General features: G+C 53.6%; 24 protein-coding genes. 11 read left to right on the top strand and 13 right to left on the bottom strand.

Translation table 11 applies throughout. The features are described 5' to 3' along the window. Positions 1-39 precede the first annotated feature (39 nt). Both BN3911_RS04985 and BN3911_RS04980 read left to right on the top strand, forming a co-directional pair. The gene (locus tag BN3911_RS04985) at positions 40-831 is read left to right on the top strand and encodes a sugar phosphate isomerase/epimerase family protein (protein WP_066862176.1); all 792 of its coding nucleotides are present in this window, start codon (positions 40-42) and stop codon (positions 829-831) included. A 130-nt stretch (positions 832-961) separates the two neighbouring features. Continuing rightward, positions 962-2,161, top strand: a complete 1,200-nt coding sequence (locus BN3911_RS04980; protein ID WP_082942103.1) for a Gfo/Idh/MocA family protein — start codon at positions 962-964, stop codon at positions 2,159-2,161. Positions 2,162-2,283: 122 nt separating this feature from the next. Here BN3911_RS04980 and BN3911_RS04975 read toward each other — a convergent pair whose 3' ends face one another. From BN3911_RS04975 to BN3911_RS04935, 9 genes are all read right to left on the bottom strand, one after another. Further along, positions 2,284-3,306, bottom strand: a complete 1,023-nt coding sequence (locus BN3911_RS04975; RefSeq protein ID WP_066862173.1) for a uroporphyrinogen decarboxylase family protein — start codon at positions 3,304-3,306, stop codon at positions 2,284-2,286. A 133-nt stretch (positions 3,307-3,439) separates the two neighbouring features. Further along, positions 3,440-4,234, bottom strand: a complete 795-nt coding sequence (locus BN3911_RS04970) for a helix-turn-helix transcriptional regulator (protein WP_066862170.1) — start codon at positions 4,232-4,234, stop codon at positions 3,440-3,442. After that, entirely contained in the window at positions 4,234-6,585 is a 2,352-nt protein-coding gene (locus BN3911_RS04965; RefSeq protein ID WP_066862334.1) for a glycoside hydrolase family 65 protein, read from the bottom strand. The genes BN3911_RS04970 and BN3911_RS04965 overlap by 1 nt, the downstream gene beginning before the upstream one ends. 131 nt (positions 6,586-6,716) lie before the next feature. Further along, positions 6,717-7,550: a carbohydrate ABC transporter permease gene (locus BN3911_RS04960; RefSeq protein WP_066862331.1), complete on the bottom strand. Its 834-nt coding sequence runs from the start codon at positions 7,548-7,550 to the stop codon at positions 6,717-6,719. A gap of 16 nt (positions 7,551-7,566) precedes the next feature. Continuing rightward, complete coding sequence (locus BN3911_RS04955; protein WP_338086358.1) at positions 7,567-8,484, bottom strand: carbohydrate ABC transporter permease; 918 nt, start codon at positions 8,482-8,484, stop codon at positions 7,567-7,569. A gap of 192 nt (positions 8,485-8,676) precedes the next feature. Further along, positions 8,677-10,071 (bottom strand): ABC transporter substrate-binding protein, encoded by a 1,395-nt coding sequence (locus BN3911_RS04950; protein ID WP_066862167.1) that lies wholly within the window; start codon positions 10,069-10,071, stop codon positions 8,677-8,679. Between the two features lie 74 nt (positions 10,072-10,145). Beyond that, positions 10,146-11,258 (bottom strand): Gfo/Idh/MocA family protein, encoded by a 1,113-nt coding sequence (locus tag BN3911_RS04945; protein ID WP_066862164.1) that lies wholly within the window; start codon positions 11,256-11,258, stop codon positions 10,146-10,148. A gap of 27 nt (positions 11,259-11,285) precedes the next feature. Then, the gene (locus BN3911_RS04940) at positions 11,286-12,362 is read right to left on the bottom strand and encodes a Gfo/Idh/MocA family protein (RefSeq protein WP_066862161.1); all 1,077 of its coding nucleotides are present in this window, start codon (positions 12,360-12,362) and stop codon (positions 11,286-11,288) included. A gap of 139 nt (positions 12,363-12,501) precedes the next feature. Beyond that, a complete protein-coding gene (locus tag BN3911_RS04935; protein ID WP_066862158.1) occupies positions 12,502-13,548 on the bottom strand; it encodes a LacI family DNA-binding transcriptional regulator in 1,047 nt (348 codons plus the stop codon). A 406-nt stretch (positions 13,549-13,954) separates the two neighbouring features. Between BN3911_RS04935 and rsxC the strand changes: the two genes are divergently transcribed. From rsxC to BN3911_RS04895, 8 genes are all read left to right on the top strand, one after another. Continuing rightward, positions 13,955-15,292, top strand: coding sequence for an electron transport complex subunit RsxC (gene rsxC / locus BN3911_RS04930; RefSeq protein WP_066862153.1), 1,338 nt, complete (start codon positions 13,955-13,957; stop codon positions 15,290-15,292). A gap of 67 nt (positions 15,293-15,359) precedes the next feature. Continuing rightward, positions 15,360-16,337: an RnfABCDGE type electron transport complex subunit D gene (locus BN3911_RS04925; protein ID WP_412269220.1), complete on the top strand. Its 978-nt coding sequence runs from the start codon at positions 15,360-15,362 to the stop codon at positions 16,335-16,337. After that, positions 16,334-16,888, top strand: coding sequence for an RnfABCDGE type electron transport complex subunit G (locus BN3911_RS04920; RefSeq protein WP_066862150.1), 555 nt, complete (start codon positions 16,334-16,336; stop codon positions 16,886-16,888). Before BN3911_RS04925 ends, BN3911_RS04920 begins: the two co-directional genes overlap by 4 nt. Before the next feature lie 2 nt (positions 16,889-16,890). Further along, on the top strand, positions 16,891-17,613 hold the full coding sequence (locus BN3911_RS04915) for an RnfABCDGE type electron transport complex subunit E (RefSeq protein WP_066862147.1): 723 nt from the start codon (positions 16,891-16,893) through the stop codon (positions 17,611-17,613). A gap of 103 nt (positions 17,614-17,716) precedes the next feature. After that, positions 17,717-18,334, top strand: a complete 618-nt coding sequence (locus tag BN3911_RS04910; protein WP_207644499.1) for an electron transport complex protein RnfA — start codon at positions 17,717-17,719, stop codon at positions 18,332-18,334. A gap of 12 nt (positions 18,335-18,346) precedes the next feature. Then, positions 18,347-19,138, top strand: coding sequence for an RnfABCDGE type electron transport complex subunit B (locus BN3911_RS04905; RefSeq protein WP_066862144.1), 792 nt, complete (start codon positions 18,347-18,349; stop codon positions 19,136-19,138). Between the two features lie 200 nt (positions 19,139-19,338). Then, on the top strand, positions 19,339-19,992 hold the full coding sequence (locus tag BN3911_RS04900) for a hypothetical protein (RefSeq protein ID WP_066862142.1): 654 nt from the start codon (positions 19,339-19,341) through the stop codon (positions 19,990-19,992). 111 nt (positions 19,993-20,103) lie between these two features. Beyond that, positions 20,104-20,991: a cation diffusion facilitator family transporter gene (locus tag BN3911_RS04895; protein WP_066862139.1), complete on the top strand. Its 888-nt coding sequence runs from the start codon at positions 20,104-20,106 to the stop codon at positions 20,989-20,991. A gap of 166 nt (positions 20,992-21,157) precedes the next feature. On the opposite strand, the gene BN3911_RS04890 is transcribed toward BN3911_RS04895, so the two are convergent. The 4 genes from BN3911_RS04890 to BN3911_RS04880 form a co-directional block, all read right to left on the bottom strand. Then, complete coding sequence (locus tag BN3911_RS04890; protein ID WP_066862136.1) at positions 21,158-21,991, bottom strand: alpha/beta hydrolase; 834 nt, start codon at positions 21,989-21,991, stop codon at positions 21,158-21,160. Positions 21,992-22,281: 290 nt separating this feature from the next. After that, complete coding sequence (locus BN3911_RS17155; RefSeq protein ID WP_147578523.1) at positions 22,282-22,458, bottom strand: chorismate--pyruvate lyase; 177 nt, start codon at positions 22,456-22,458, stop codon at positions 22,282-22,284. 3 nt (positions 22,459-22,461) lie between these two features. Further along, on the bottom strand, positions 22,462-23,010 hold the full coding sequence (locus BN3911_RS04885; protein ID WP_066862133.1) for a phosphoribosyltransferase family protein: 549 nt from the start codon (positions 23,008-23,010) through the stop codon (positions 22,462-22,464). A 21-nt stretch (positions 23,011-23,031) separates the two neighbouring features. Further along, a complete protein-coding gene (locus BN3911_RS04880; protein WP_242871075.1) occupies positions 23,032-24,135 on the bottom strand; it encodes an NCS2 family permease in 1,104 nt (367 codons plus the stop codon). A 261-nt stretch (positions 24,136-24,396) separates the two neighbouring features. On the opposite strand from BN3911_RS04880, the gene BN3911_RS04875 reads away from it, so the two are divergent. Further along, entirely contained in the window at positions 24,397-24,768 is a 372-nt protein-coding gene (locus BN3911_RS04875) for a hypothetical protein (RefSeq protein WP_066862131.1), read from the top strand. The last annotated feature ends 14 nt before the right edge of the window (positions 24,769-24,782 follow it).

Genomic DNA, 24,782 nt, shown 5'->3' with positions numbered 1-24,782 from the left:
TTTTAAAGCTTTCCATATTGGATTAAAGGAGTGTTTCCTATGAAAATCAGAAAGGGCGTACAGGTGTATACCGTACGTGATTTTATCAAAACGCCGGAGGGATATGAAAGCTCTCTGAAAAAGATCAGCGAAATCGGCTATGACAGCGTGCAGACTTTCGGATACCATATGAGCGAGGCGGAGCACAAGGCCTTTTTGAAAGACCTGGGTCTCAAGCAGGAATCCGTCGGCGGCAATTACGAAGAGATGGTGAAAGATCCCGAAGCTATCAAGAAAGCTATTGAGCTGGCCCATTTTTACGAGACGGACCTGATCTCCGTAGGCACGCTTCCCATCCCGCTGCGGGAAAGCCGCGAGGGCTATCTTCAGTATGCGGAGGGCATCAATAAAATCGGCGCTGAAATGAAAAAAGAAGGCGTAAAGCTCATCTATCATCCTCATGCCCTGGAATTTTTCTCCCTGGGCGGCGGTGAAAATGGCTTTGACGTGCTTTTCGATGCCACAGACCCCGAAGTATTCTGGTACTGCCTGGATACCCACTGGCTGCAGTCCGGCGGCAAGAATCCTCCGGATTACATCCGCAAGGCCAAGGGCAGGATGTCCGTCGTCCATTTCAAGGATTACAAAATTGTCGGCGGAGCCGATCCCATCGAGCAGGTCTGCAAGGACTTTGCCGAAGTCGGCGAGGGCAACCTGAACTGGCCCGCCATTATCGAAGCCTGCCGCGAAGTGGGCGTAGAGGCAGTCATTGTAGAGCAGGATGTCTGCCCCCGTGATCCTTTCGACTGCCTGAAGACCAGCTTCGACAACATGGTGAAGTTCGGCCTGTAAGCATGCTGTACCCACCGGCTGTCTCACGTGCAGCCGCGGTTTTCAGAGGAGGACCCACAGAAAGGGTCCTCTTCCTCTATCCGAACCGCTTTATCTTGAACGCAACATCAATAAAGGAGGCCAATTTCCCATGCCACAGATGAAAAAAGTGAAAACTGCCATCATCGGCTGCGGCACTATCTGTAACCGCATCTATGCGCCAAACCTGATGGAGAAATTCCATATTATCGACCTGGTCGCCTGCGCGGACCGCATTCCGGAGCGCGCCCAGGCTTTAGCTGATAAATACAGCCTTAAGGTGATGACCAATGAGGAGATTTATCAGGATCCTGAAATAGAAATTGTAGTGAACCTGACCTGTCCCGAATCCCACTATGAGGTTTCAAAAGCTGCTATTCTCGCAGGGAAAAATGTTTACTGTGAGAAAATGATGGCAGTCACTCTGGAAGAGGGAAAAGAGCTTTATGCTCTCGCCAAGGAAAAAGGGGTACAGTATACCATTGCTCCGGATACATTCCTGGGCGGCAGCTGGCAAACGGCCAGAAAGGCGTTGGACGACGGTTTGATCGGAACACCGGTAGCCATGGTCTGCTGCTATTCTTCCAACTACCAGTTTGACGGTGAAATGAGCGATATCGATCCCGATCATTTCATGTTTGTACTCCATCCGGGCGGCGGCATTCCCTATGACTTTGGCGGGTACTACCTGCACAACATCATCAATCTGCTGGGATCAGTCAAGCGTGTGGGCGGTTTCTGTAAGACTATGTATCCGGACCGCATTTATCGCAACCCCAGGCATCCCAATTATAAAGAACCGGTACATGTGGAGACCCCCACCTCCATCGCGGGCGCGCTGGAATTTGAAAACGGCGTTCACGGCACCTTGATGATCACCTCGGATTCCGTTCCGCGTTTTGTATTCCAGATTATGGGCACCCAGGGAATCCTGGTACTCAACGACCCTAACTTCTTCGGCGGATCCGTGAAGGTGATCCGGTCTGGAGCGGCCCCCATCGAGCCCTTCCAGGAGGCCCCTTCCGGAATGAGCGCCTTCTTCCCCACAGAATGCACCCTGCCCATCACCCATCCCTTCCGGGAGGATTCCCGCGGTGTGGGGATAGCGGACATGGCCTATGCCCTGCGCAACGGCCGCAGGCCCAGGGCCCATATGGACCTGGGATTCCATGCGTTTGAAGTGATGCACGGAATCTGGCGCAGCGGCGATACTGGAAAGATCTACGAGCTCACCTCTCATTGCGAGAGGCCGAAGCCCCTGCGTTCTCTGGGCCTTTCCGGCACGGCGGAGGAGTTTACGCTGGACGATTGATCCCTAACAAAGGAACGGCGGCGGAACGAAACCGCCGCCGTTTTCCATTTTTTTATAAAAACAAAAAGAGAGACGGTGCCAGTTTCCTCAGGGAAGCCGGCACCGTCTCTCTTTCCATCTAATCAACTATCTGCCACGGCAGCAGTCATGGCAAAGTACTTTTCATTGGGGATATACTCTGGGATACTATTTCCGGAGCCCAGCGCATAGCCGCCCTTCTCCTGGGCCAGCTCCAGCATCTTTCTGCAGCGTTCCGTAATGACGCCGCACTCTGAGCGGATCAGGAAATCCACGTCGATGCCTCCCAGAATGGCAATTCTGCCGCCCCATCTCCGGTAGGCCTCTTCTACGGAAATAATATTATCTTCATAGGAATGCTTTCCGTCGAACTTCATATCACAGATGATATCCTCCATGATCTCCTCAGGATTGCCGCAGGAATGGAGCACAGCCGGTTTTCCGTTCTTGTGGGCGCTCTCTACAATCTTCTTGTGCCAGGGGAACACATATTTTCTAAGATCTTCCGGAGAAAGCATGGTTTGGGTATTGAAGCCCCAATCGTCGTTTGACATGATGATCCCCACCGAATCATACTGTGCGCCCTGTTCATAATAAGCGGCCAAAATGGAACCCACCTTTTCAAAGACAGCCGCTACCAGCTCCGGTTCATCAAAGATTAAATAGCAGAGATTATCATACCCCACAAGGTCGATTACATTTTCCAGAACGCCGCCGGGACCTGACAGCATGATCTTCATATTCCCCGGCAGAAAAGGGGCTGCCTCCTTCAGGACAGAAAAATCAAAAGAGGCAGGATCCGGCCACTGAAACCGTTCAAAAGATTCCCAATCGGCAATGCAAACGCGGCCATTGAGGGAGACCGTGTTTTTTCTTTCCTGGATTTTAGGATTAAACGAAAGCGTGCATCCCTGGGCGTTAACGTAGTCATAGCCGCAGGCTGCATACGCTTTCGCAAGATAACGGACCGTGTTCAGCGGCGTACGTTCTGCGGGCGGCTCTCCCGCCGCCTCCCGGTAAACCACATCGTTCATAAAAAACTCAAATAGTGTAGGACGGCTGGGCTTTTCACAGCGCAGCACCTTCAGGATGTTTTCGAAATCCGGCTCGCGATGGACTGCATTCATACGGGCTGACCGCCTTTCCCTTTCGAAGGAAACCCGGTCTGAATCGCCGGATCCCCTCCCGCTGTATTTCATATTTTCTAAAGTATAACGTTTGGGAAGGCAATCCTAAAGCGCAAATTTTACCGGATCCTGTTCAAATTTTGTCCTTTGCCAGCTCGCTGAGCGCAGAGGGAGAGTATCCCGCAATCCGGCGGAAAGCGCGGCAGAAGGAAGAAGGGGAGTCGTATTGCAGAAGCGCGGCTGCTTCCGTCACCGTTTTTCCCTCCAAGAGCATGTCCTTGGCCGCCCAAATCCTTTCCCTGTCCGTATAGGTCTTGAAAGAAAGCCCCATCAGGCGTTTAAAGTATTTGGAGAAATATGCCGGAGAATACCCTGCAAAGGCTGCCGTGCCCGCCAGAGTCAGGGTATCTCCCAAATGAGAGCGGATATACCCCACAATGCGAAGAGCCTCCTCCGCCCGGACGTCCCGTCCGGTAGACAGCGTTTTTCCATCCCGCTCCAGAAATCCCAGGACCTGACGAATCAAGCCCTGGACAATCATCTGATATCCTGGATTTTGCAGGGTGACTTCCCGGTTGATTACTGTAAAAATCCTTGCCTGCTCCCGATCTCCCGGCTGAGGGGTCAACAGCCTGCCGGGAAGCTTCTCCGGCAGAGAGAACTGAACCACTCCGATGAAGCAGGCATCGGCAGCGGATACCGTGGTATGCAGGTCACCCGGAGCGATCAGCAGAACTTCTCCGGATTCCATGAAAAACTGTTTTTCATTCACCGTCTGCATACTTCTGCCGTCGAACAGGTAGAGCAGCTCATAGAATTCATGCCAGTGGGAGGGAGCCATTTGTCCCCGACCTTCTTTGTAATTGATAAAAGCGGTAAAGCCGTTCTCTTCCAGACTGTGAGACAAGTCCTCCCGATAGGGCAGCATCAGAGCCCCACCTCGTACCTGCTTCCAGCCGCTAGCTCCAGCTCTTTTCCGCACAACCGCAGGGCGACGGGCACGGTTCCTCTGTTTTCCACGACTACCCTGTTCCGCTCCGCCGCCACCCGCAGAGGCGTACCACGGAACACCAGCGGGAATTCCAGCCTGCTCCAGCCTTCAGGCAGACAGGGGGAAATCTGCAGCTTCCCGCCGACCAGTCTCACACCGCCGAACCCCAGCACCACATTTTGCCAGATTCCGCCCATGGCCGCACTGTGGATTCCCATATCGGAAGAGAGCATCTTCTGCCCCAGATCGGTCAGGCAGGCGCCCTGGTAAAACCGGTAAGCCTGCTCCGAAAGGCCAAGGTCGCAGGCCAAGACACAGTGCGTGGATTTGCTCAAAGAGGAATCGTGCAGGGTGTGCGCCTCATAGAACATATAGTTTTTTTCTTTGAGCTCAGCGGGGAACAAGTCGTCCAGAAGATAGAACAGCACCAGCAAATCAGCCTGTTTCAGCACCATGATGCCGTTGATCTGTTCCGCATTGTAATCGTTATAAATTGTCCCTACGGTTTCCCTGTCCTTATAGGGAGTCAGATCGATTTCCCGCAGTCCGAAATACCCGTCGAATTGCGGAATCAACCCCCGGTCATCCGGCTGAGGAAGATAGATCAGATCCAGCTTTTCAGAAATTTCCCGTTCTGTCTCCTCCAGCGGCAGCCTGGCGCACAGTCCAGTATAGAATACCGGTTCCTGCTCCCGCAGCTCCCGGATCAGCTTCAGCGCCAATTCCATATTATAATGAGCCATATAATTGGTATAGGCGTTGTTATTGACATGCTCCTTATATTCATCCGGGCCAATAACGTCGTTGATTTCAAATTGTTTCTTTTCCGGATTCCACTCCAGGCGGCTTGCCCAAAAACGACCTGTCTGGGTGATGATCTCCACGCCGCAGCGCTCCATAAACTCCCGGTCCCCCGTCATGAGCCAGTACTGCCACACCGTATAGGCAATATCAGCCGACACATGCTGTTCCAGCTCTCCGGTCAGGATAGGAATGGGCTTGCCCGTCACCACGTCTGCGCCTCCCAGCTTGGGAGTCACCTCGCCATCGTCCGCCCAAGCGGATTCCCAGGGGTACATGGCGCCCAGAAAGCCATATTCCTTTGCCTTTGCATAGGCCCCGCCCAGGGTATGGTACCGGTATTCCAGCAGAGTTTTAGCAGCGCCGGGGTCTGTAAACATAAAGTAGGGCAGGATGAAAATCTCCGTATCCCAGAAGGAGTGGCCCTTATAGCCTTCTCCGCTCATTCCTTTTGCACCGATTCCAACCCTGCTGTCGTCCGTCTTAGCCATAATAGCCAAATGGTACAGTGCGAAACGCAGGGCCAACTGGTCAAAACCGTTTTCACAGGTGATTTTGACATCCCTTGGTTCCCAATAAAGTCTCCAGGCCTCCCTGCTCTTTTCGAAGAGCCTGTCATACCCTTCCTGTCTGGCAGTACGGAGAACTGAGAGGCCGTCCGCGGCAGTGCGTTTCGCCGCCTCCTCAGAAGAAAGCTTTTCGTAGGCCAGATCTCTGCTGGTATGGACACAGGAGAGCTTCTCCACCACCAGTGTCTCACCTGCCGGGACCACAATCTCCATCTGATTTTCAATTGTCCGCCTGCTGATCACAGGAAGGGCAGGCACTGTCTGAGCCTTGCCGTTCAGGAAAACCCTGTGAGTGGTATGCACTGCCGCCGTCACACCGGACTGGTTTGTCCTCGATACCATCTCCAGGTATTCGCCCTCATAGACCCGTTTGCTGCCTTCCAGAAAATGCTGGGCGCCCGAATTGGTGACACGTCCGTCAATCCCGCTGTGAATTCCGATTTTTACTTCCTGAGACAGCGGGGTGATTTCCAGCTTTCCCCCAATCAGATGCTCGTTTTCCTTGGATACAAACCGGAAAAAATCCAGTTTCACCCGGTTCCCCTCCGGGGAAGCCCACACCACATGCCGGCTCAATTCCCCGGTCTGCAGATCCAACTCCCTGCGGTATTCCTGCAGCGTTCCCGCATCCATACGGAACCGCTTCCCGTCCAGCAGAATATCCACATTGGTGATATCAGGCAGGTTCGGCAGCTCCGTGACCTCAGTTTCGTCGGCCCGGTTGAAGGTGCCCGTCACCAGCAGGTCCCTGGTTTCTCCCACATATCGTTCTTCCAGGGCGGACCTCACATTGAGGTACCCGTTTCCCAGGCAGAAAATCGATTCGCATTTTCCAAGGTACCGGGGATCGAATACGGCTTCCCTGACCACCCAGTTTTCTTTGCTTCCCGTTCCGGCATTATATTGTAAGTAATTCATATCCTTTTCTCCTCTATTTTCCATGAAAAAGCCCCCTCGGCAGGAGCGGCGGTTTCCGCGCCGTACGGCTTGGAACTCAGACGCATTCCCACCGGGAGGCCACAATGCAGTTTCAGTATGTTAAAATATATTCAGCCTTTTACACCGGATGCAGCCACACTGGCCTGCACCTGCTCCTGGGCGCAGGCATAGAGGATAATGCCCGGAAGAACCACCACGGTCAGGGCCGCAAAAAGCTTTGTGTAGTCGTAGGAAAATGCCTCATTGAAGAACTGCAGGGCAATGGGCAGCGTTCTGTTCTTATCGCTGGACGTCAACAGGGACGCATAGAAATATTCGTTCCAGTTCCCCAGGAACATCAGGATCCCCGCGGTAGAAAGCCCGCTCTTGGTCAGCGGAAGGTTGATGCTCCAGAAACGCCGGAAGAACCCCGCGCCTTCCAGTTCAGCGGCCTCATCCAAAGATTTCGGCACCGACATAAACGCCGCCTTGAGGATAAACATGCTCATGGCCATGCCTCCTGACAGATACACCAGCGTGAGGCCCCAGATGTTGTCATAGAGGTTCAGGTTCATGATCAGCGCAAAGATGGGCTGCGCCTTGGATTGTCCCGGTACCAGAAGCGTCATGGCAAACAGGACGTAAAACAGGTTTTTGCCGGGGAAATTAAACTTGGCAATCACATAAGCCCCCATAGCGTAGAACAGAAGGGACACAAAAGTGGATACCACCGAAACGATCAGGGAGTTGAGCGCATAGCCCAGAAAGTTATATTTGGTAAACAGATAGGCATAGGCGTCAAAGCTGATGGAGGTCGGCAGCGTAAAAGGACTGCTCAGAATCTGGGCATTGGTTTTAAAGGAGGAGATAATCACCCACAGAATCGGAAATACCGACACGACGACGGTAAACACCAAGACAAGGTACATGAAGAACCTCGTCACAAATTTTTTCAGACCAGCCATGTATTTTCCCTCCTTCTCAATAGACCGGTTCATTCATTTTCATCACCTTATTGATGATGACCATGATGATGACGCCGATCAGGAACATGACTACGCCGGCCGCATTGGCATAACCGTTATTCATATCCATAATGGCTTTTACCAGGATCAGCGGCGTGTTCATGGTATCATCTCCAGGGCCGCCTGCCGTGGTAAGCTGAATGGCTTCATACATAGCCACACGGGAGGTCACCGTACAGATAATACTGGTGCCGATGGCGTTGCGGCACAGCGGCAGGTGAATCCGTGTGGTAATCTGCCACTGATTTGCACCGTCGATGCGCGCAGCCTCGTTGAGCTCTTCAGGAATGGCCATCAAATCTCCCAAAACCACCAGGGTGACAATGACGGCATAGAACAGCCAGGTAAAGGTGATGGCCCAGAAAGCATAGGGCGAAGTGTAGAACCACTGCACGTTAAAATCCGGGCTGATCATGCGGATCAAGTTATTGAGCACGCCCATCTCATTGTTAAAGATGAATTTGTAGATCAAGGCCCATGCCGCCGCGGAAATGACGTTGGGGATCATAAACACCGCACGGGTGAATTTCCAGCCTCTGGGTTTATGGTACAGGATAAGGGCCACCAATACGCCGAATCCCACGTGCAGGAAAATTCCAATCAGCGACCAGGCGATCAAGTTGCGCACAGAGATAACGAATGCCGGGTTTGAAAAGAGCCTGGTATAGTTGTCGAGGCCGTTGAATACAGGGGCGTTGAATCCGTCCCACTTGGTAAAGGATGTAAAGAACATGGTAAGTATTGGGACAAAATAGAACATCAGAAACATGACAACCGATGGCAGCAGGAACAGATAAATCCACTTGTAGTCCCGCCGCTCCAGCTTTGATGCCCGGACTCTTTTCCCCTTGTCGGGCATTTTAATTTTGCTCATGGACATTCCCTCCTTTTCCGGCCCTTCTCAATGGGTCGAAAAAAACTTATGTCTCCCCTCTCCGACGTTAAACACGGCGGGTGGAGCTCTCCTGCAGTTCGAAGAAAAAAAGGGCGGCGGCCATCCTTGCGATGTGTCCGCCGCCCCGTCTCTCTGTTTTCAGACTCTGCCGAAGCGGACAGTCCTTTTCTTTTATGCCAGAGCGTCGGCGGCCTTGGCAGAAAGCTGTTCGCAGAACTGTTCGGGTGTCAGGGTACCGTCGATCAGCTGGGGCAGCATCTTTCCAACTTCTGTCTCACCGACGGAGGTAGGCATGATATCCAGGATGGAAGGCGTAAATTGTGTCTTGTCGTTGATGGCTGCAGACAGATCGGCCAAAACCTGGGTCTCTCCCTGTTTGGCAAGGAAGTTTTCACTGTATTCCATGTTCGGGCAGGAACCGCCCTCGGCCAGCATGTAGGCTTCCAGCTCTTCCTGGCTGTTCACAAAATCAAGCCATGCCTTGGCAAGCTCAATCTCCTCGTCGGTCGCATAGGCGGAAACCCACCACTCGCCCCAGCCTCTGGTGTTGGCCAGGCCGATATTTCCGGGCAGAAGATCAGCATGCACATTGGCGCCGTCAAAATTGTTGCTCCACTTGTCGCTGGAATCCGGGGCGAAATCCGCGGACATCCAAGGACCGTTCAAAATCACTACAGAGCCCTCGCTCATGAAGTTGTTGGCAGCGTCGGCATAGGCTGCGCCCACAGAGTTTGCAGAGGCATTCTCCTGCAGGATCTTCTGCAGCTTGGTCACCGCGTTGACAATGGCGGGCTGGTTGAAATCGGAGGTCTTGTCGTCCACATTGTTCTTCAAAATCTCAATACCGCCCTCTTCGTTGGCCACCAGGTCGGAGAGGAAAAGCATGGAACACCATGCGTTGTCGGCGGTCTGGAACGCAATTTTGCTGTCGCCCAGGGAAGCGATAAATTCATCTACCGTCATGTCGTGAACGGCCTTCTCCGGCTTGTACAGATCAGAATTGTAGAACAGGCCCATGGGGCGGGTTACCGCTGCGGGGGCAGTGACGAGCTTGCCGTCGCGGGTGCTGTATTCCACAGAATCCTGAATAAAGAACTTCTTTGTGGGGGTGTTATTGTACCAGTCGGTCAAATCATAGGCAAAGCCGTTGGGAATGGCAACCTTTTTGAACCACTCGTTGTCCACGCCCGTGTGCATCAGCACCGGCATCTTTTTCTGCTGGGCCAGCTGCTTGATCTTTTCTGAATAGGAAGCCTGAGGCACCTCTTCGATATTGATCTTATACTTGCCCTCGTACATTTTGTTGAAGCGCTCTACCTGAGGCAGGAAGAACACGGCGCCTACGTTTTCACCGGCCTTGAAGGTGGGTAGATTGATCTCTACCAGCTTGCCGCTGTCTCCGCCTTCGGAAGTTTTCGACTCCTCAGTCTTGCTCTCGGTTTTGCTTTCCGTTTTGCTTTCAGTCTTGCTGCTCTCCTTACTGCCAGAGCTTGTGTTGTTTCCGGCGCAGGCCGCCATACTGAATACCAAAGCGGCAGCCATCACCAGTGCCAACAGTTTTTTCATGATGTTTTCCTCCTAACATATTTTTTATCTGTTCTCCGAAAGGAATTTCTCCCCATCCGGAGCCGGTCACAACGTTACAGGAACGGGTCGGTTCCCACCGTCCACACGGCGTCGTTGGCAAGTTCCATTTTGCCTGACTCTGCCGAACGGGAACCCGCATCCAGGATGGAAATCGCGGAGAGGTTGGTTTTCAGTTCCAAAAGCTGGAACAATTCTTCGCCTGTATCCAAATGGTGAAGCACCTCTCTGCCCAAATTGTCCCGGCCATCCGGCAGCGACATAGGTTCGATCACCCGATCCGGCGCTTCGGCATGCCGCGTACAATATATCTCAATAGCGCCGCTTTGATTCACCACCATTGTTCCCTCTGTGCCGTAGAGAATCGGTCCGTTGGGAATCCCCGTATTTACCGTAGTCCAGGAGCCTTCCAAAATGGCCACTCCCCGGGGAAAACGAACGGTTATCTCTGCATAATCTTCCGCAGAGGCATAGGGGGAATCAAAATTCGCCTTCAGCCCATAGGCAGATACCGGTTCAGAATTCAGAAACCAGGGCGCCATACACGCTCCATAGCAGCAGTAATCCAACAACGCGCCGCCGCCCACGTCGGCCTGGTGCCACCATTCCCTGCCCTTTTCCAGCTCCGTAATCTGCTGGCCGTAGGAAAGGGGACCCAAGGAATCCGAGTTGCGGAAAGTAAATTTGAAAAGCCTGCCGATCTCCCCTGCGTCGCACAGCTCCTTCGCCTGCCGGACGGCAGAACTCCAGGCCACCGGCCAATTGGTAAAAACCTTCGCTCCGCTTTCTCTGGCGGCGCGGGCAATCCGCATGGCCCCCTGCATCGTAGCCGCCAGAGGTTTTTCCACCACAACGTGGATCCCCCGGCGCAAAATTGTTTCCATCACCACAGGATGATAGGCGTTCTCGCAGCAGACCAGGGCAATGTCGATCTCATTCTCCTCCAGCAGCTGTCTGTAATCCTCATATTTCCGGAATCCGTACTGTTCAACCGCCCGATCCAGTTCGCATCTCCTGGTGTCAGGCTCGACACTGAGGGATGGGATTCTCGGAGGCACATCCGCCGCAGCCACAAATTCCACTCTTTCCCCACAGGAGGCGAACGCTTCCAAATTTGCCCGCATATGGGAATGAGCGAAGCCTATGGCGGCGATTCGATAGGTTTTCATAAAAGGCATCTTCCTTTCGGCTCAATGTCAAAAAGCAGTCTTCAGCTCTTTTGTCTCTCCATCCCGTGCGCTTTCCTCCACACGGCACATGATTTCTATCACATGTCTGGCCTGCTCCGGCGGCAGTCCCACAGGCTCCTCCTGTTCGATTGCCCGCACCAGGTCTCCGATACAGGACGCCTGGAAAAATTCCTCTGCAGGCCGTGTTTGAGGTTCCGGCTTCATCCAACCCCGAATTTTTTTCTCCGGGTCGTCCAGATACACCTTCAAAGGAGCCCCTCCGCCCGGGAATACGATCGACCCCAGCTCGCCGTAAATTTCCAATTCCGGAGCGGCGTTTCCCTTGACGCAGAATCCCGTCACAATATCGCCCAGCACTCCGTTGCCAAAATCCAGGGAAATCAGATAATTGTCAAATAGCTTCCCGGCTTGAATTTCCTTGCCGTCAAAAGCGCCCGACCGCACCGTACGCACCGGCTGCGCAGTGGCCGCCCGGCTGAACACTGTTTTGGCGGGGCCCGCTATTCCGGTCACCATGTGCAGGGCATGCACCCCCAGATCATACAGAGCGCCAGCTCCAGGCTCATAAAACCAGGAGGGATCGTTAGCCCTATACTGGAAATATTCCGGACCGCCGTGAGCCACCATGGACCGGATGAACAGAAGCCTGCCGATCGCCCCGTCGGCAAGCAGCTGTCTGGCCTGCCTGATATCCGGACGGAGCATATGGATGGGGGAAGCGGAAAACTTCACCCCGTTCCTGCGGGCAGTCTCAATCAGATCTGCAGCCTGCTCCTCATTGAGCGCTACCGGCTTTTGAGAGTACAGGTGCTTTCCCGCTTCCAGCGCCTTTTTGTTCAGCTCATAATGGGCCGGAATCGAGGCCAGATCCATCACGATATCAAATTCACACTGCGCCAACAGTTCATCAATATTGGGATATCCCCGGGGAATCCCGAACTTTTCCATGAACAGCCGTACCCTCTCCGGCTTCAGGTCACAGCAGGCCACCACCTCGACCCGTTGGTTCCGATCAAGATTCGGCAAATAGGTATGCTCTGCAATATCACCGCAGCCGACAATCGCAATTTTCCATGTTTTCATTCTTTTAACCATCCTCCTTTCTCAGGCCGGCACACATCCTTCCGTTTTCCTGAACGGTACCGGCAAGCATACGCAAACCTTTATTTTTCAAACCTTCCGCCCAGACGCGTTTTTCTTGGAGCTCCGGCAAACCGTCCTTTCAGCCTCCCCCCTCATTCTTCTGCCCTGTACTCTGCCTTTCTTTCAGCACATGAGGCAGATACAGGCACCTGGCCTCCTCCGGCCTTTCCAATATCCGGGACAGAAGCCGCATCCCTTCATATCCCTTTTGTTCGATTTGCTGATCCACGGTTGTGAGCTTGGGTTCCGTATAGGTGGTCAGCAAAATGCCGTCAAAGCCCACGACGGAGAAATCCTCCGGCACCCGATATCCGCACTCCTTCACGGCCCGCAGTACGCCGACAGCCATCATATCGCTCATACAGAGAAAAGCCGTCGCCCCGTTTTTTTGCTTCTTTTGGAGGTAAATCTTGGTTTTCCGGTATGCTTCGTCCTCCCGGAAATCACAGTAAACCACGTTTTCCTTCCGAAATTCAAAATTGTTGGCTAAATAAGCCTCATAAGCTCCGGCCATACGCTCCATGGTGACAGCGGCAGTTTTTCTTCCGGTTATCAGCAACAGTTCACGGTGTCCCAGATCAAACAAGTATTGGGTAAGTTCCTGAAATGCAAGCACATTGTCAATTGTGACACAGCCGACATTCCTGCCCCGCACCAAAGTATCCACCGTTACACATGGAATTTCCGCGTCGTGCAGCTGATGAAAATAGTCGTCCGTTATTTTCAGGCCGAACATGAGCGTGCCGGAAAGATTCCGCTCTGCACAAAATTGCTCATAAGTTTTTTTCTTCTGAAATTCGGAATCAATACTGTACATGGCAACGTCAAGATCAAGATCCCTCGCACAGCGGTAGGCGCCGTGCATCAGCCAGAACTCAAATTCATCATTACGGGCCTGCGCCGTATTCTCCTGCAGAAACCCGGAAATGACCAATCCGATATTCTGCTTTTTTTTGGAAGATAGATTCCTGGCGCTGATATTGGGGCTGTATCCCAAGGCCTCAGCCGCTTCCAGGATCCGCTGCTTTGTGACCGGATTGATATCGGAATATCCATTAAACGCCCGTGACACCGTGCTGACGGATACACCGGCGAGCCTTCCGACATCTTTGATGCTGACGGCCACATCCCACCACCTCTTGTTTTGCCAGTTTCCCACAAATCAAACGCGTTACAAAAACGTTTTCGTCGTTTTAATGACTATACTGTATCACAAGAATTTAAAAAAGTAAATAGATTTTTTCGATTACGCGCAATATTTTTTTACTTTGTCTCCACCTCCGCAGGTTTTTTTAAGCATGATATGGAAAATTCCGCGCCTTTTCTGCTTCCATCTCAACTTTTTCCGGGGAACTGAAATGGCGGAAACCCTCTGTCTTTTGGTCCTTGATTTGTTTTTTCTTTTCTTTTTGACAATCTTTTAATTATCTTGAAACCACTGTCCGTTTAGGGTAAAATAGAGGCTGTACAGCTCGGCATGCTCCGGGCTATTTTTCTGAATCGAGCAATCTGAGAAAGGCTGGTCTGAAACTATGGAGTTCCCAAAGCACCCTTTCAGGACCCATGGCGGCGCGCCGGTTCCGCATCACAAGAACACGTGGAACACTCCCTCCGTCATTATGCCCCCGCCTGAGAGGATCACTCTGCCGATGCAGCAGCACATCGGCGCGCCCTGTATTCCTACCGTCAAAAAGGGCGACCACGTCTATGTGGGCCAAGTCGTGGGCGACAGCGACGCCTACGTCTGCGCACCTGTTCATTCCTCCATCTCCGGCACTGTAGCCGAAATTACCTCCGTAATGCTCACCGGCGGCCAGATGACCCAGGCCGTGGTGATTGACTCCGACGGCAAGATGGAAATAGACCCCAATATCTATCCCCCGGCAGCCATTCATTCCAAGGAAGAGCTGGCGAAAGCCGCCCGTTCCGCAGGACTGGTTGGTTTGGGCGGCGCCGGTTTTCCCGCTCACGTAAAGCTGAACGTGCCCGAGGGGAAAAATATCGACACCCTTATCGTCAATGTGGCTGAATGCGAGCCCTATGTCACGTCGGATCACAGAGAGGCCCTGGAAAACGGCAAAAATGTTCTGGACGGCATTTATAAAGTAAAGGATATTCTCGACGTCCATCGTGTGCTGATCGCCGTGGAGGACAATAAGCCGGACGTCATCGAAAAACTCAGGGAAATCGCAGATAACCCTACGATGGATCCCCAGGACGAAGTACGGGTTCTGCCGCTGAAAAGCCGTTATCCTCAGGGCGCGGAAAAAGTGCTGGTGCAAGCCTGTACCAGCAGGAGGGTTCCCCCCGGCCAGCTCCCTGCAGATGTGGGCTGCCTCGTGATGAACATTGCCTCCATCTCCTTCCTGGCAAGCTACATGCGCACCGGCATGCCCCTGACTCTGAAGCGGGTCACCATCGATGGTTCCGCTGTCAAGTCACCCAAAAATGTGATTGTGCCTGTGGGCGCCAGAATCCGTGATGTCATCGAATTCTGCGGAGGGTATCGCAGCGAACCCCAAAAAATCCTGATGGGCGGTCCAATGATGGGCGTGGCCATCACCACTGACGAGCTGCCTATCCTGAAGCAGAACAACGCCATCCTGGCTTTCGATGCCGCAGAGGCGGCTTTACTGGAGCCCACCTCCTGCATCCGCTGCGGCCGCTGCGTAGCGGCCTGCCCCATGTGCTTGATGCCTACCAAGCTGGAAAAAGCTGTGGACAAGAAGGACGTGGACGCCTTGCAGGAGCTGGATATCATGACCTGTATGGAATGCGGCTGCTGCGCCTTTTCCTGCCCTGCCGGCAGAAGGCTGGTACAGGCGATTCGCCTGGGCAAGAGCTATGTGAAAAAGCAGGGGAGAAAATAAGCGCAGCCGTTCCTCATCTCCCCGGCCTTGCCGGCCTTATCAAATCTCACCTCTCCCAGAAAGGAAGATGGTCATAAAAATGGAAAAGCTCATCGTTTCGTCTTCCCCCCATTTTAACGGGAAGAAGACGACGCAGAACATTATGCTGGACGTGATTATCGCGCTGACGCCCGCCATGATCGCCTCCGTCATACTCTTTGGCTTCCGGGCCATGGTGGTAATCCTCACCTGTATTGCCTCCTGCGTTCTCAGCGAATACATATGCCGCCGTGTGATGAAACGGAGCCAGACCGTAGGGGATCTGAGCTGCGTTGTCACCGGTATTCTGCTGGCCTTAAATCTGCCGGTCACCATCAATCCGCTGATCTCCGTATTCGGCGGGGTGATCGCTATCGTGGTAGTAAAGCAGATGTTCGGCGGCATTGGACAGAATTTTGTCAATCCGGCTTTGACGGCCCGTATTATCCTGATGAATTCCTTCCCCGCCCGCATGACCCACTGGACGGCGGCCTTCGACTACTCCGCCACGGCGGACGCCGTCACTACCGCCACCCCTCTGGGGATTCTGTCGGAAGGCTCTGGCGGACAGCTGCCCTCTTACCTTGACATGTTTCTGGGAAAAACAGGGGGCTGCCTGGGGGAAACCTGTGCGCTGGCCATCCTGATCGGCGGCATTTACCTGATTTTGCGCCGGGTGATCAGCCCGGTGATTCCCGTGACCTACCTCGCCACGGCGGCGCTCTTTTCTTTCCTGTTCGGACGGGATCCGCTGTTTGACCTGCTTTCCGGCGGCCTGATGCTGGGCGCATTCTTTATGGCCACAGATTATACCACCAGTCCGCTGTATTTCTGGGGCCGCGTGGTATTTGCCGTAGGGTGCGGCGCCCTCACACTGGTTATCCGGGAATTCGGCTCCCTGCCGGAGGGCGTTTCCTATTCCATTATTTTGATGAATATCCTCACGCCTCTCATCGAGCGCTATATCAAGCCCCGGGCCTTCGGCCTTGTAAAGGAAAAAAGGACGAAGGAGGCCGCGAAATCATGAAACTGGACGCAAAAAGCATTCTGGTTCCCACTGCCGTCCTGTTCGTCATCTGTGTCGTCGTTTCCGCTGCATTGGCAGGCACCAACCTGCTGACAAAGGAAAAAATCGCGGAACAGCAGGCGCTAAAGGCGGAAGAATCCCGCAGAATTGTGCTGGATTCTGCAGACTCCTTCGAGGCGCAGGACAACGGCGAATACTATGCCGGTATCAAAGACGGCCAGACTGTGGGCTATGTTTTTGAAACTGAAAGCAAGGGGTATGGCGGTACTGTACGGGTGATGACCGGAATCAGCTCGGAGGGAGAGATTACCGGCGTTGTCGTTCTCAGCCACAGCGAAACTCCGGGCCTGGGCGCCAATGCGGAGAAAGAAGATTTCCGGAACCAATACAAGCAGGCTGCTCCGGAAAGCGGCATTGAGATCGTCAAGTATCAGACTCCCGCAGAGGGCCAGATAGAGGCGATGACCGGCGCTACCATCACCACGAAAGCGGTGACCCAGGCGGTCAATCAAGCTGTTGAAAAGTTTTATACCGTGAAAGGGGGGGCATAACGGTGGAAGCCAAAAAGAAAGGAAACCTCTGGAAGGAATTTACAAAAGGTATCATCCGGGAAAATCCCGTGCTGCGCCTGGTACTGGGCTGCTGCGCCACTCTGGCCGTGACCACCGCCGCCTCCAACGCCATCGGAATGGGCGCGGCCACCACCTTTGTGCTGGTCTGCTCCAACGCTGTGATCTCCCTGCTGCGCAATGTCATCCCCAACAAGGTGAGAATTCCGGCGTTCATCACCATTATCGCCGGTTTCGTCACTGTTGTGCAGCTGTTTATCAAAGCCTTTTCCCCTGCGCTGGACACCGCCCTGGGCGTATTTCTGCCCTTGATCGTGGTCAACTGCATCATTCTGGGCCGGGCTGAAATGTTCGCCAGTAAAAACAAGGTGCTGCCCTCCATCATTGACGGTCTGGGTATGGGCGTCGGCTTTACCGCAGCTATGCTCTGCATGGGCATCATCCGGGAACTGCTGGGCGCAGGCACGGTGTTCGGCTTTCCCGTCCTTTCCGGCTTTATGGAGCCCATCATTATTTTCCTGCTGCCGCCCGGCGGTTTCTTCGTGTTTGGCATGCTGATCGCCCTGGCTGGAAAGCTCTCCAAAGAAGGCCATGCCCCGGAATCCACCGGCTGCTCCTGCTGCCCCTTGGCAGCCTCCTGTTCCATGATTCAGGAGAAGGAAGCCTGCGGCAGGGATTCCAAGCAGGAGGTACAGAATGAAAAATAAAGCTGTCATTTCTCATTTTGCGCTTCAAAGACTGTGTGCGGGGAATTGGTTCTGCCATCTTCGCGCCGCAGTGAGGTCTGGAGCAGGAAAGGAGCTGGCTTAAATGGACGCACAAACTCTGAAAACCCTGGTTGCCATATTTTTGGCCGCCATTCTCACCGAAAACTATGTCCTGAATAAATTTCTGGGCATCTGCCCCTTTCTGGGCGTATCGAAAAAGCTGGATACGGCCTTTGGCATGAGCTGCGCGGTAACCGTAGTTATGGTGATCGCCACAGCGGTCACGTGGCCTCTGTACACCTATCTGCTGGCGCCAAACGGCCTTAGCTATCTTCAGACCATTGTATTCATCCTGGTGATCGCCGCCCTGGTTCAGCTGCTGGAGACTGTGCTGCGCAAGTACATGCCTCCGCTGTATAATTCCCTGGGTATTTATCTGCCCCTGATCACCACCAACTGTGCCGTACTGGGCGTTACCATGCTGGTGCTGGAAAAAGGCGCAGCAGACCCCAGCTTCGGCTATCTGCAGTCCCTGGTCAATGCTTTCGGCTCCGGCGTGGGCTTCCTGGTTGCCATGATCCTGTTTGCCGGTATCCGGGAACGCCTGGAAGACTGCGACATCCCCGAAACTTTTAAAGGCCTGCCCATCACTCTGGTGGCAGCCTCCCTCGTCGCCGTATCCTTCCTGGGCTTTAACGGCGTCGTGGACCGTCTGCTGTAAAGGAGGGCCGGAATGGATATTTTAACCCCTATTATGATTGTCAGTGCAATCGGCCTGCTGGCAGGCGTCATCCTGGCGGTAGCTTCAATTGTAATGGCTGTGCCAAAGGATGAAAAGGCCGAAGCCTTGGAGGAGGTTCTTCCCGGCGCCAACTGCGGCGCCTGCGGCTACTCTGGCTGCTCCGGTTATGCGGCGGCTCTCTCCAAAGGGGAGGCTAAGCCCGGTCTGTGTTCCCCCGGCGGCGCCGATGTGGCTCAAAAATGCGCCGAGCTTCTGGGCTCCGGAGAGGTGGAAGTAGAGTACAAAACAGCGCTGGTACACTGCCTTGGCAGCTATGACAACACCACCGATAAAATGCGTTATGACGGCATTCAAAGCTGCTCTGCCTCCACTTTTCTGGCAGGAGGAATCTCCAGCTGCCGGTACGGCTGTATGGGTATGGGCGACTGCGTCAGAGCCTGCGAATACGGTGCCGTGAGCGTTTGTAACGGCGTGGCGAAGATCGACCCCGCAAAATGCAGGGGCTGCTCCAAATGCGTGGAAGCCTGTCCCAAGAGCCTCATCAGCTTCGTACCCCTCAAAAAGCAGGCTGTGGTGCGCTGCTCCAACTGTGACAAGGGCAGAGACACGATGAAGGTCTGCACCATCGGCTGTATCGGCTGTATGAAATGTGTCAAAACATGTGAATTCGAGGCAGTCGCTGTGAAAAACGGCTGTGCGGCAGTAGATCCTCAAAAATGCACCGGCTGCGGAAAATGTGTGGAGGTTTGCCCCCGCCACGTGATTACCCTGCTGGATATCTAACCACCCTATTGGAAAACCCGCCGTCTCCTATGCACACAGCAGGGGATACGGCGGGTTTTTCTTTTACAGATTAAAGGAGACGGCGTGGGCGCGTCGCAGAATTTTCCCATTCCGCGACGCACCCAGCTGAGTTTCAGGTTCGTTTTAGGTAAGGACCGTACAATAGAGCAGCAGTAAGCACCAGAAAGGAAGGGACACGGATGGAGGATTTTTCCAAGGACGCAGTGATTCTCACTGCCTTTGAAAACAAAGAAGCGCTGGGCTTGTTGACTTGCGATTTAGTTCGTAGAGGCGTTGGGCTTGTTCTGCTAATAGATGACAGCTCCGGTTCTGCTGCCGGGAGTTCCGCAATCCCCGGACTCACCATTCTCCGGCAAACCCCTGACAGAGACGATGCCCCCACGCTTCGGGACGCCCTGCAATACCTGAACCTCCATCGCCCTGATATGGAATATGCCGCCGTGTTGGAGACAGCTGGAGATTGCAGCGCAGAGAACATCGCAGGCCTGCTTGCAGCCGTACACGGCAGAAAACGTCTTCTTGCGGTAAGCCTGCGTCGTCCAGGCCGAGGCGTCTCCTTCCTCAGCTGGCGCAGAAACCGGCTCAACTGCCTTTTGCCCCGTCTGGTAAGCGGAGAAGGAGAAGCAGAATCCTTGAGGAGTTCCCGCGCCTTTTCCACCCAGCTGATCCCCCAATTTCTCACAGTGGAAGGAGAGGGGCAGGCCTATCATTTAAACTGCCTTTTGGCCTGCATCAGCACCGGGATAGCCCTGGAGGAAGTCCTCTTTCCGGTAAAGGAGGAAAAAACAGAGTACCGGATACCGGAATTTTTGAAATCCATCATTCCCGGATAACCGTATGAATCCGGAACCCATGGAATATTCCCCGCATACTATGTGATAAGCGCCCGCACGGCAGAGACGTGCGGGCTGGTTTTATCTTTTCGTGCAGGGAGTGTCCTTTTGATGAAATTCCGCAGCAGAGAAAATCTAGCCATGCACGTTTCCCGTGTCTCCATCTTTTGGAACGTGCTTCTTTCCTCCTTTAAATTTTTTGCCGGGTTATTCTCCCATTCCGGCGCCATGATCTCCGATGCGGTTCATTCTGCTTCTGACGTATTCAGTACCCTGGTTGTGATGATCGGTGTAAAAGCAGGCGGCAAAGCGGCCGACCAGGAGCACCCCTATGGCCACGAGCGCATGGAGTGTGTAGCCGCCCTGCTGCTCTCCGTGGTATTGTTCGCCACAGGGCTCGGCATCGGCATTTCCGGACTCTTTAAAATCATTTCTCCCTCCGGCCATCTGGACGTTCCCGGCTTTCTGGCGCTGGCGGCAGCGGCCATCTCCATAGCGGTTAAGGAAACCATGTATTGGTATACCCGTGGGGCTGCCCGAAAGATTCAATCCGGGGCACTGATGGCCGACGCCTGGCATCACCGTTCCGATGCCCTCTCTTCCGTGGGAAGCTTCGCGGGAATTCTGGGAGCACGCCTTGGATTTCCCATTCTTGACCCCATTGCCTCTGTGGCAATCTGTCTGTTCATTGTGAAAGCTGCAGTCTCCATTTTCCTCGATTCCGTCAACAAAATGGTGGACCGCTCCTGTACGGAAGACGCTGTTCAAATCATTTCCGACACAGCGCTGGAACAGCGGCATGTGCTGGGTATAGACGAGATACACACCCGCTTGTTTGGGGACAGGGTATATGTTGATTTGGAAATCAGAGTGGACGGCAGCCTCCCGCTCCGGGACGCCCACGCTGCGGCGGAAGCTGTACACAATGCTGTGGAAAATAGATATCCGCAGGTAAAGCACTGCATGGTACATGTCAACCCTGGCGAGCCGGAGGACTGACGTCGAGGGCGCAATGCATTTCTGATGGAAATGCATTCTCCTCCAGGAACAGCTAAAGCACAACGCAAAGCCCCACAAGCACAGCCATGCGCTGTGCTTATGGGGCTTTCGCTCTAAATGGCACGGTGAAGCGTGTATTTTGCCTGGAACAGCACGACCCTTGTGCCTATTCCATCACATGGCCGCTGCTGATTCCCTGCACCGCTTCGCCAAGAGGCAGCCAATCAATGAATTTTTTGATGTACGTATCCCAGAACGCCCATTCATGGCCGCCAGGGCCCTCCTCGTAGGTAAAAGGATATCCTAAATCAGTTAAAAACTGACGGAATTCCCGGTGCTCCGGCAGCAGGAAATCCTCTGTGCCGCAGGCGAGGAACAGTTTGGGCAGCGTTTTCTTTTCCCGTACCAAACCCTCTGCCAACGCCTTGTAATCTTTCTCACTTCCCAACACCTTTGCCAGATCTCCAAAAATACTTTCATAAAATTTATTTCCCGGCATCATGCCGGCAAACTTTTTGCTCCCGCTGACAACTCCCTCCAACAGGAGCCCCGATGAGAAACCGCCGATAGCGCCGAAGGTCTCGTTATATTTCAGGCCGTTTACCAGTGCGCCGTATCCCCCCATAGAAAGCCCCGCAATAAAAGTATCTTCCCGTTTCTGGGAAAGCGGGAATGTTTTTCTGGTGAACTCTATCAGTTCCTTCCCGATGAAAGAGCCGTACATCTCCCCGGAATCGGGATTGTCAATGTAAAACTTGTTGTCTCCAGAAGGCATGAATACGGCCAAATCCTTGTCCTGCGCCCATGCCTGAACCCTGGTGCCGCCTAGCCAGTCCGTATAATTTCCATACCCTCCATGAAGCAGGTAGAGCGCCTTGTACTCTTTGATCTCCCTTTTCTCATGTTGGGTGAACAGGGTCTTGTCGGTGGGGATAATCGCGTTCATAGTGACGGTACGCATCAGCGACTCTGAGAAAAAATCGATTTGCAGAAGTGCCATTTGAAACTCCTCTCCTCTGCCCGGTCTCAACAGGCAGACAACTCATATTTACCCGCCGCAGAAAAATCCGTAGGCCGATGCCGGAATCTTCCCTGTCAGGGGGTTCCACTATTTATCCTACCAGAGGGGGAAAGAATCTGCTATCAAAAAGCAGATAAAAACTATCGATAACCCGACAAAACCTGCCATGTACAGGACAGAAAAAAGAGGGGCCTCCCCGCGGGAAGCCCCTCCGTTTTCCGGTTTTTTCAAGAGCATGCCGGACCTATTCTCAGCCCTTTCGCACACTTTCACTCCACAATGGAATACACCAAATTTTCCCAATGCAGCTTTGTGCCTACGTCTACTCCATCGGGCAGCAGGGCCATGGCTATCATAAAGGGTTCTCCTGCGTCGTAAATGTCCGTACGGCGCAGATAGGCGTACTCTCCCTCAATGCTCTCCACCACATACTCATAGGGTCCCATAAATTACGCCTCCACGGGGAAGAGCGGAAGCTCCTCCAAAAAGATGATGTCCTCCCGCCTGGCCGCGTCTCCCTCGGCCAAAATCGCCGCTTTTGCCACGATTTCACCGCCGGCTTTTTCCACCAGCCTCTCAATGGCGGACAAGGACTCTCCTGTGGAAATGACATCATCCACAATGGCAACCCGTTTTCCCTTGAGCAGCAGGGCATCCTTGCCGTCCAGGCAGAGGGTCTGTTTTTTCTGAGTGGTAATCGAAACCACCTCATCCGTAAGAGGCTTGCTCATATACGGCTTGACGCTTTTACGGGCCACAATATAGTAGGGCAGGTTCCGCAGGCGGCACAGCTCATGCACCAGGGGGATTCCTTTTGCTTCCGCCGTCACAATGTAATCCACTTGGGGCAGCCTCTCTTCGATCAGCGGAGCTGACTTCGTGACAATCTCACAGTCCCCCAAAATGACGAAGCTGGCAATGCACAGGGTGTCGGACACCTGCATAATAGGCAGTTGGCGGGTGACGCCGGCCACCTCAAGAGTATAGTATCCTTCCATGAATAAGCTCCTTTCCAATGGTTAAAATGCCAGGCCTGTCCAGCCGATCAGCAGCTTCAGGACGATACCGGCCAGCATGCCGAAGAACGGGTCGAACACCGCGGTGACCGACATGGTGACCGCAGCAATGACGGAACCGCCCGCTTCTGCGGTGGCAAAAGCAGCAGCGCCGTCTCCAGGAATGGTCACGAAGGCGCCGAGAATAAACAGAAAACCTGCAATAGACTGGCTGGGCACAAACTTACCGATTTTCGGAAGCAGGCCGAAGAAGAGGATCAACGCCATAATTGCCATCATGATGACGCCGGACCAAACCGCATGGGGAGCCGCACCGGTAGCGGAGATAATAGCCTCTACCGGGCCGCCGCCAAACAGGGAGCTGACCGCATCGGCCAGGCCGGAATACACCGTGAGATGGTCCACATTCATATTGGCATTCGCCATCCCGCCGGTGATATTGCCGAATGCGATGTTCGCGCCGATGGTCAGGCAGGCCAAGGAAAGGGCGCCTCGGATCACCGTAAAGTTTACCGTGGGCTTTTCCAGCTTCAGGCGGAACATTTTTTCAGATACCGCATCTGCGCCCAGCTCCTGTTTGGCCACCTTTGCCGCAATGCTGGAAATGATCAGGGACCCCACAATAGTGTACACCAACGCATTGCTGGGATCCAGCGCCTTGGAAACCAAATAAATAATCACTGCAGAGGCCACGGAAACCCAGCCCACCAGCCTGTTTTCCTTGACCATGCCGAACGCCACCTTCACCAGCATAAAACCCACGCCTGCCATCATGGCATGCACAATGGCGTCGCCCGCAAAGGCCGTTATGGCGGAAAGCGTCCCGGTCAGCCCCAGGATCACCATGATGACGCCGCCGAACAGAATCATGGAGAGCCTGTCTCTTCGATCCTTGCCCATATTGCCCGCCAGCACGATGGTCTCAGCCTGGAAGGAGATGGGGGCCACTGAACCCAGCGCTCCGCAGGCCACCGCACCTACCACGAAGCCCAGTCCTGTAGGCACCGAGGCAAACCCGTAGGTCAGTGCCAGCAGGCCCTGGGGAATTCCGTTGAGCACCACGCCGATAGCAGCCAAAATGTCTTGAATGACTTCCAAAATTAACACCCCTCTAACATATAATGATGTACGAAATCTGTCTTTCTTAATCGTACCGGAAAACGCGAAAAAAATCAACAGAATGTTCACATCTATTTCATAATCTAAGAAAACAAATTCCAGGAAACTCCTTATCCTTTTTCGTCCTCTCTTTCCCTTCTTTCTTGACATCCGCTTCGGAAACGGAGATAATAGAACCAGTAAAAATCAACCGTGCCAAACGGCGTACAGCCTGTACTGGAATTGCAGCTGGGGCAGGAGGGAATTCCAATGAAGCGAATGCTGCTGCTGATCGTTTTGAGTCTTATTCTGTGCCTCCTTCCAGGTTGTTCTTCCCCTCCGGAGAGCAAGGAACAGCTGACGGTGGAATTGGTACGGCAGCTGGCAGAAAAGGGAGAAGGGCTGACCTGGGACGATTTGGCCCCCTATGAGTATGATTCGGAGGCCGGTTCCGGCAGGGTTGTCCGCTTTTATATTGTTGAACCCAGCTACCTCCTCCTCGTCAGCGGCGATACGGCGGAGGAGAAGCCCCAGACTGCCCGGTTTGTCCACAACCGCAATTCCGAACAATATATCGACATCCGTACGGACGATCTGGACGCTTTTCTGGAAGAAAACCCGCCCCTGGAATCTCAGTCTTAACATGTTTTGAAAAT

The organism is Neglectibacter timonensis, from assembly GCF_900048895.1.
Taxonomy (GTDB): domain Bacteria; phylum Bacillota; class Clostridia; order Oscillospirales; family Acutalibacteraceae; genus Acutalibacter; species Acutalibacter timonensis.
This window is presented reverse-complemented; position numbering and strand designations above follow the sequence as displayed.

Excerpts from the sequence above, each read along its gene's own strand:
- BN3911_RS04945 (WP_066862164.1), bottom strand. The coding sequence starts at position 11,258 with ATGAAAACCTATCGAATCGCCGCCATAGGCTTCGCTCATTCCCATATG.
- BN3911_RS04885 (WP_066862133.1), bottom strand. The coding sequence starts at position 23,010 with ATGGAAGGATACTATACTCTTGAGGTGGCCGGCGTCACCCGCCAACTG.
- BN3911_RS04875 (WP_066862131.1), top strand. The coding sequence starts at position 24,397 with ATGAAGCGAATGCTGCTGCTGATCGTTTTGAGTCTTATTCTGTGCCTC.
- BN3911_RS04910 (WP_207644499.1), top strand. The coding sequence starts at position 17,717 with ATGGACGCACAAACTCTGAAAACCCTGGTTGCCATATTTTTGGCCGCC.
- BN3911_RS04955 (WP_338086358.1), bottom strand. The coding sequence starts at position 8,484 with ATGAGCAAAATTAAAATGCCCGACAAGGGGAAAAGAGTCCGGGCATCA.
- BN3911_RS04900 (WP_066862142.1), top strand. The coding sequence starts at position 19,339 with ATGGAGGATTTTTCCAAGGACGCAGTGATTCTCACTGCCTTTGAAAAC.
- BN3911_RS04925 (WP_412269220.1), top strand. The coding sequence starts at position 15,360 with ATGGTCATAAAAATGGAAAAGCTCATCGTTTCGTCTTCCCCCCATTTT.
- rsxC (WP_066862153.1), top strand. The coding sequence starts at position 13,955 with ATGGAGTTCCCAAAGCACCCTTTCAGGACCCATGGCGGCGCGCCGGTT.
- BN3911_RS04920 (WP_066862150.1), top strand. The coding sequence starts at position 16,334 with ATGAAACTGGACGCAAAAAGCATTCTGGTTCCCACTGCCGTCCTGTTC.
- BN3911_RS04940 (WP_066862161.1), bottom strand. The coding sequence starts at position 12,362 with ATGAAAACATGGAAAATTGCGATTGTCGGCTGCGGTGATATTGCAGAG.
- BN3911_RS04950 (WP_066862167.1), bottom strand. The coding sequence starts at position 10,071 with ATGAAAAAACTGTTGGCACTGGTGATGGCTGCCGCTTTGGTATTCAGT.
- BN3911_RS04985 (WP_066862176.1), top strand. The coding sequence starts at position 40 with ATGAAAATCAGAAAGGGCGTACAGGTGTATACCGTACGTGATTTTATC.
- BN3911_RS04905 (WP_066862144.1), top strand. The coding sequence starts at position 18,347 with ATGGATATTTTAACCCCTATTATGATTGTCAGTGCAATCGGCCTGCTG.
- BN3911_RS17155 (WP_147578523.1), bottom strand. The coding sequence starts at position 22,458 with ATGGGACCCTATGAGTATGTGGTGGAGAGCATTGAGGGAGAGTACGCC.
- BN3911_RS04970 (WP_066862170.1), bottom strand. The coding sequence starts at position 4,234 with ATGCTGCCCTATCGGGAGGACTTGTCTCACAGTCTGGAAGAGAACGGC.
- BN3911_RS04965 (WP_066862334.1), bottom strand. The coding sequence starts at position 6,585 with ATGAATTACTTACAATATAATGCCGGAACGGGAAGCAAAGAAAACTGG.
- BN3911_RS04960 (WP_066862331.1), bottom strand. The coding sequence starts at position 7,550 with ATGGCTGGTCTGAAAAAATTTGTGACGAGGTTCTTCATGTACCTTGTC.
- BN3911_RS04975 (WP_066862173.1), bottom strand. The coding sequence starts at position 3,306 with ATGAATGCAGTCCATCGCGAGCCGGATTTCGAAAACATCCTGAAGGTG.
- BN3911_RS04980 (WP_082942103.1), top strand. The coding sequence starts at position 962 with ATGCCACAGATGAAAAAAGTGAAAACTGCCATCATCGGCTGCGGCACT.
- BN3911_RS04895 (WP_066862139.1), top strand. The coding sequence starts at position 20,104 with ATGAAATTCCGCAGCAGAGAAAATCTAGCCATGCACGTTTCCCGTGTC.
- BN3911_RS04890 (WP_066862136.1), bottom strand. The coding sequence starts at position 21,991 with ATGGCACTTCTGCAAATCGATTTTTTCTCAGAGTCGCTGATGCGTACC.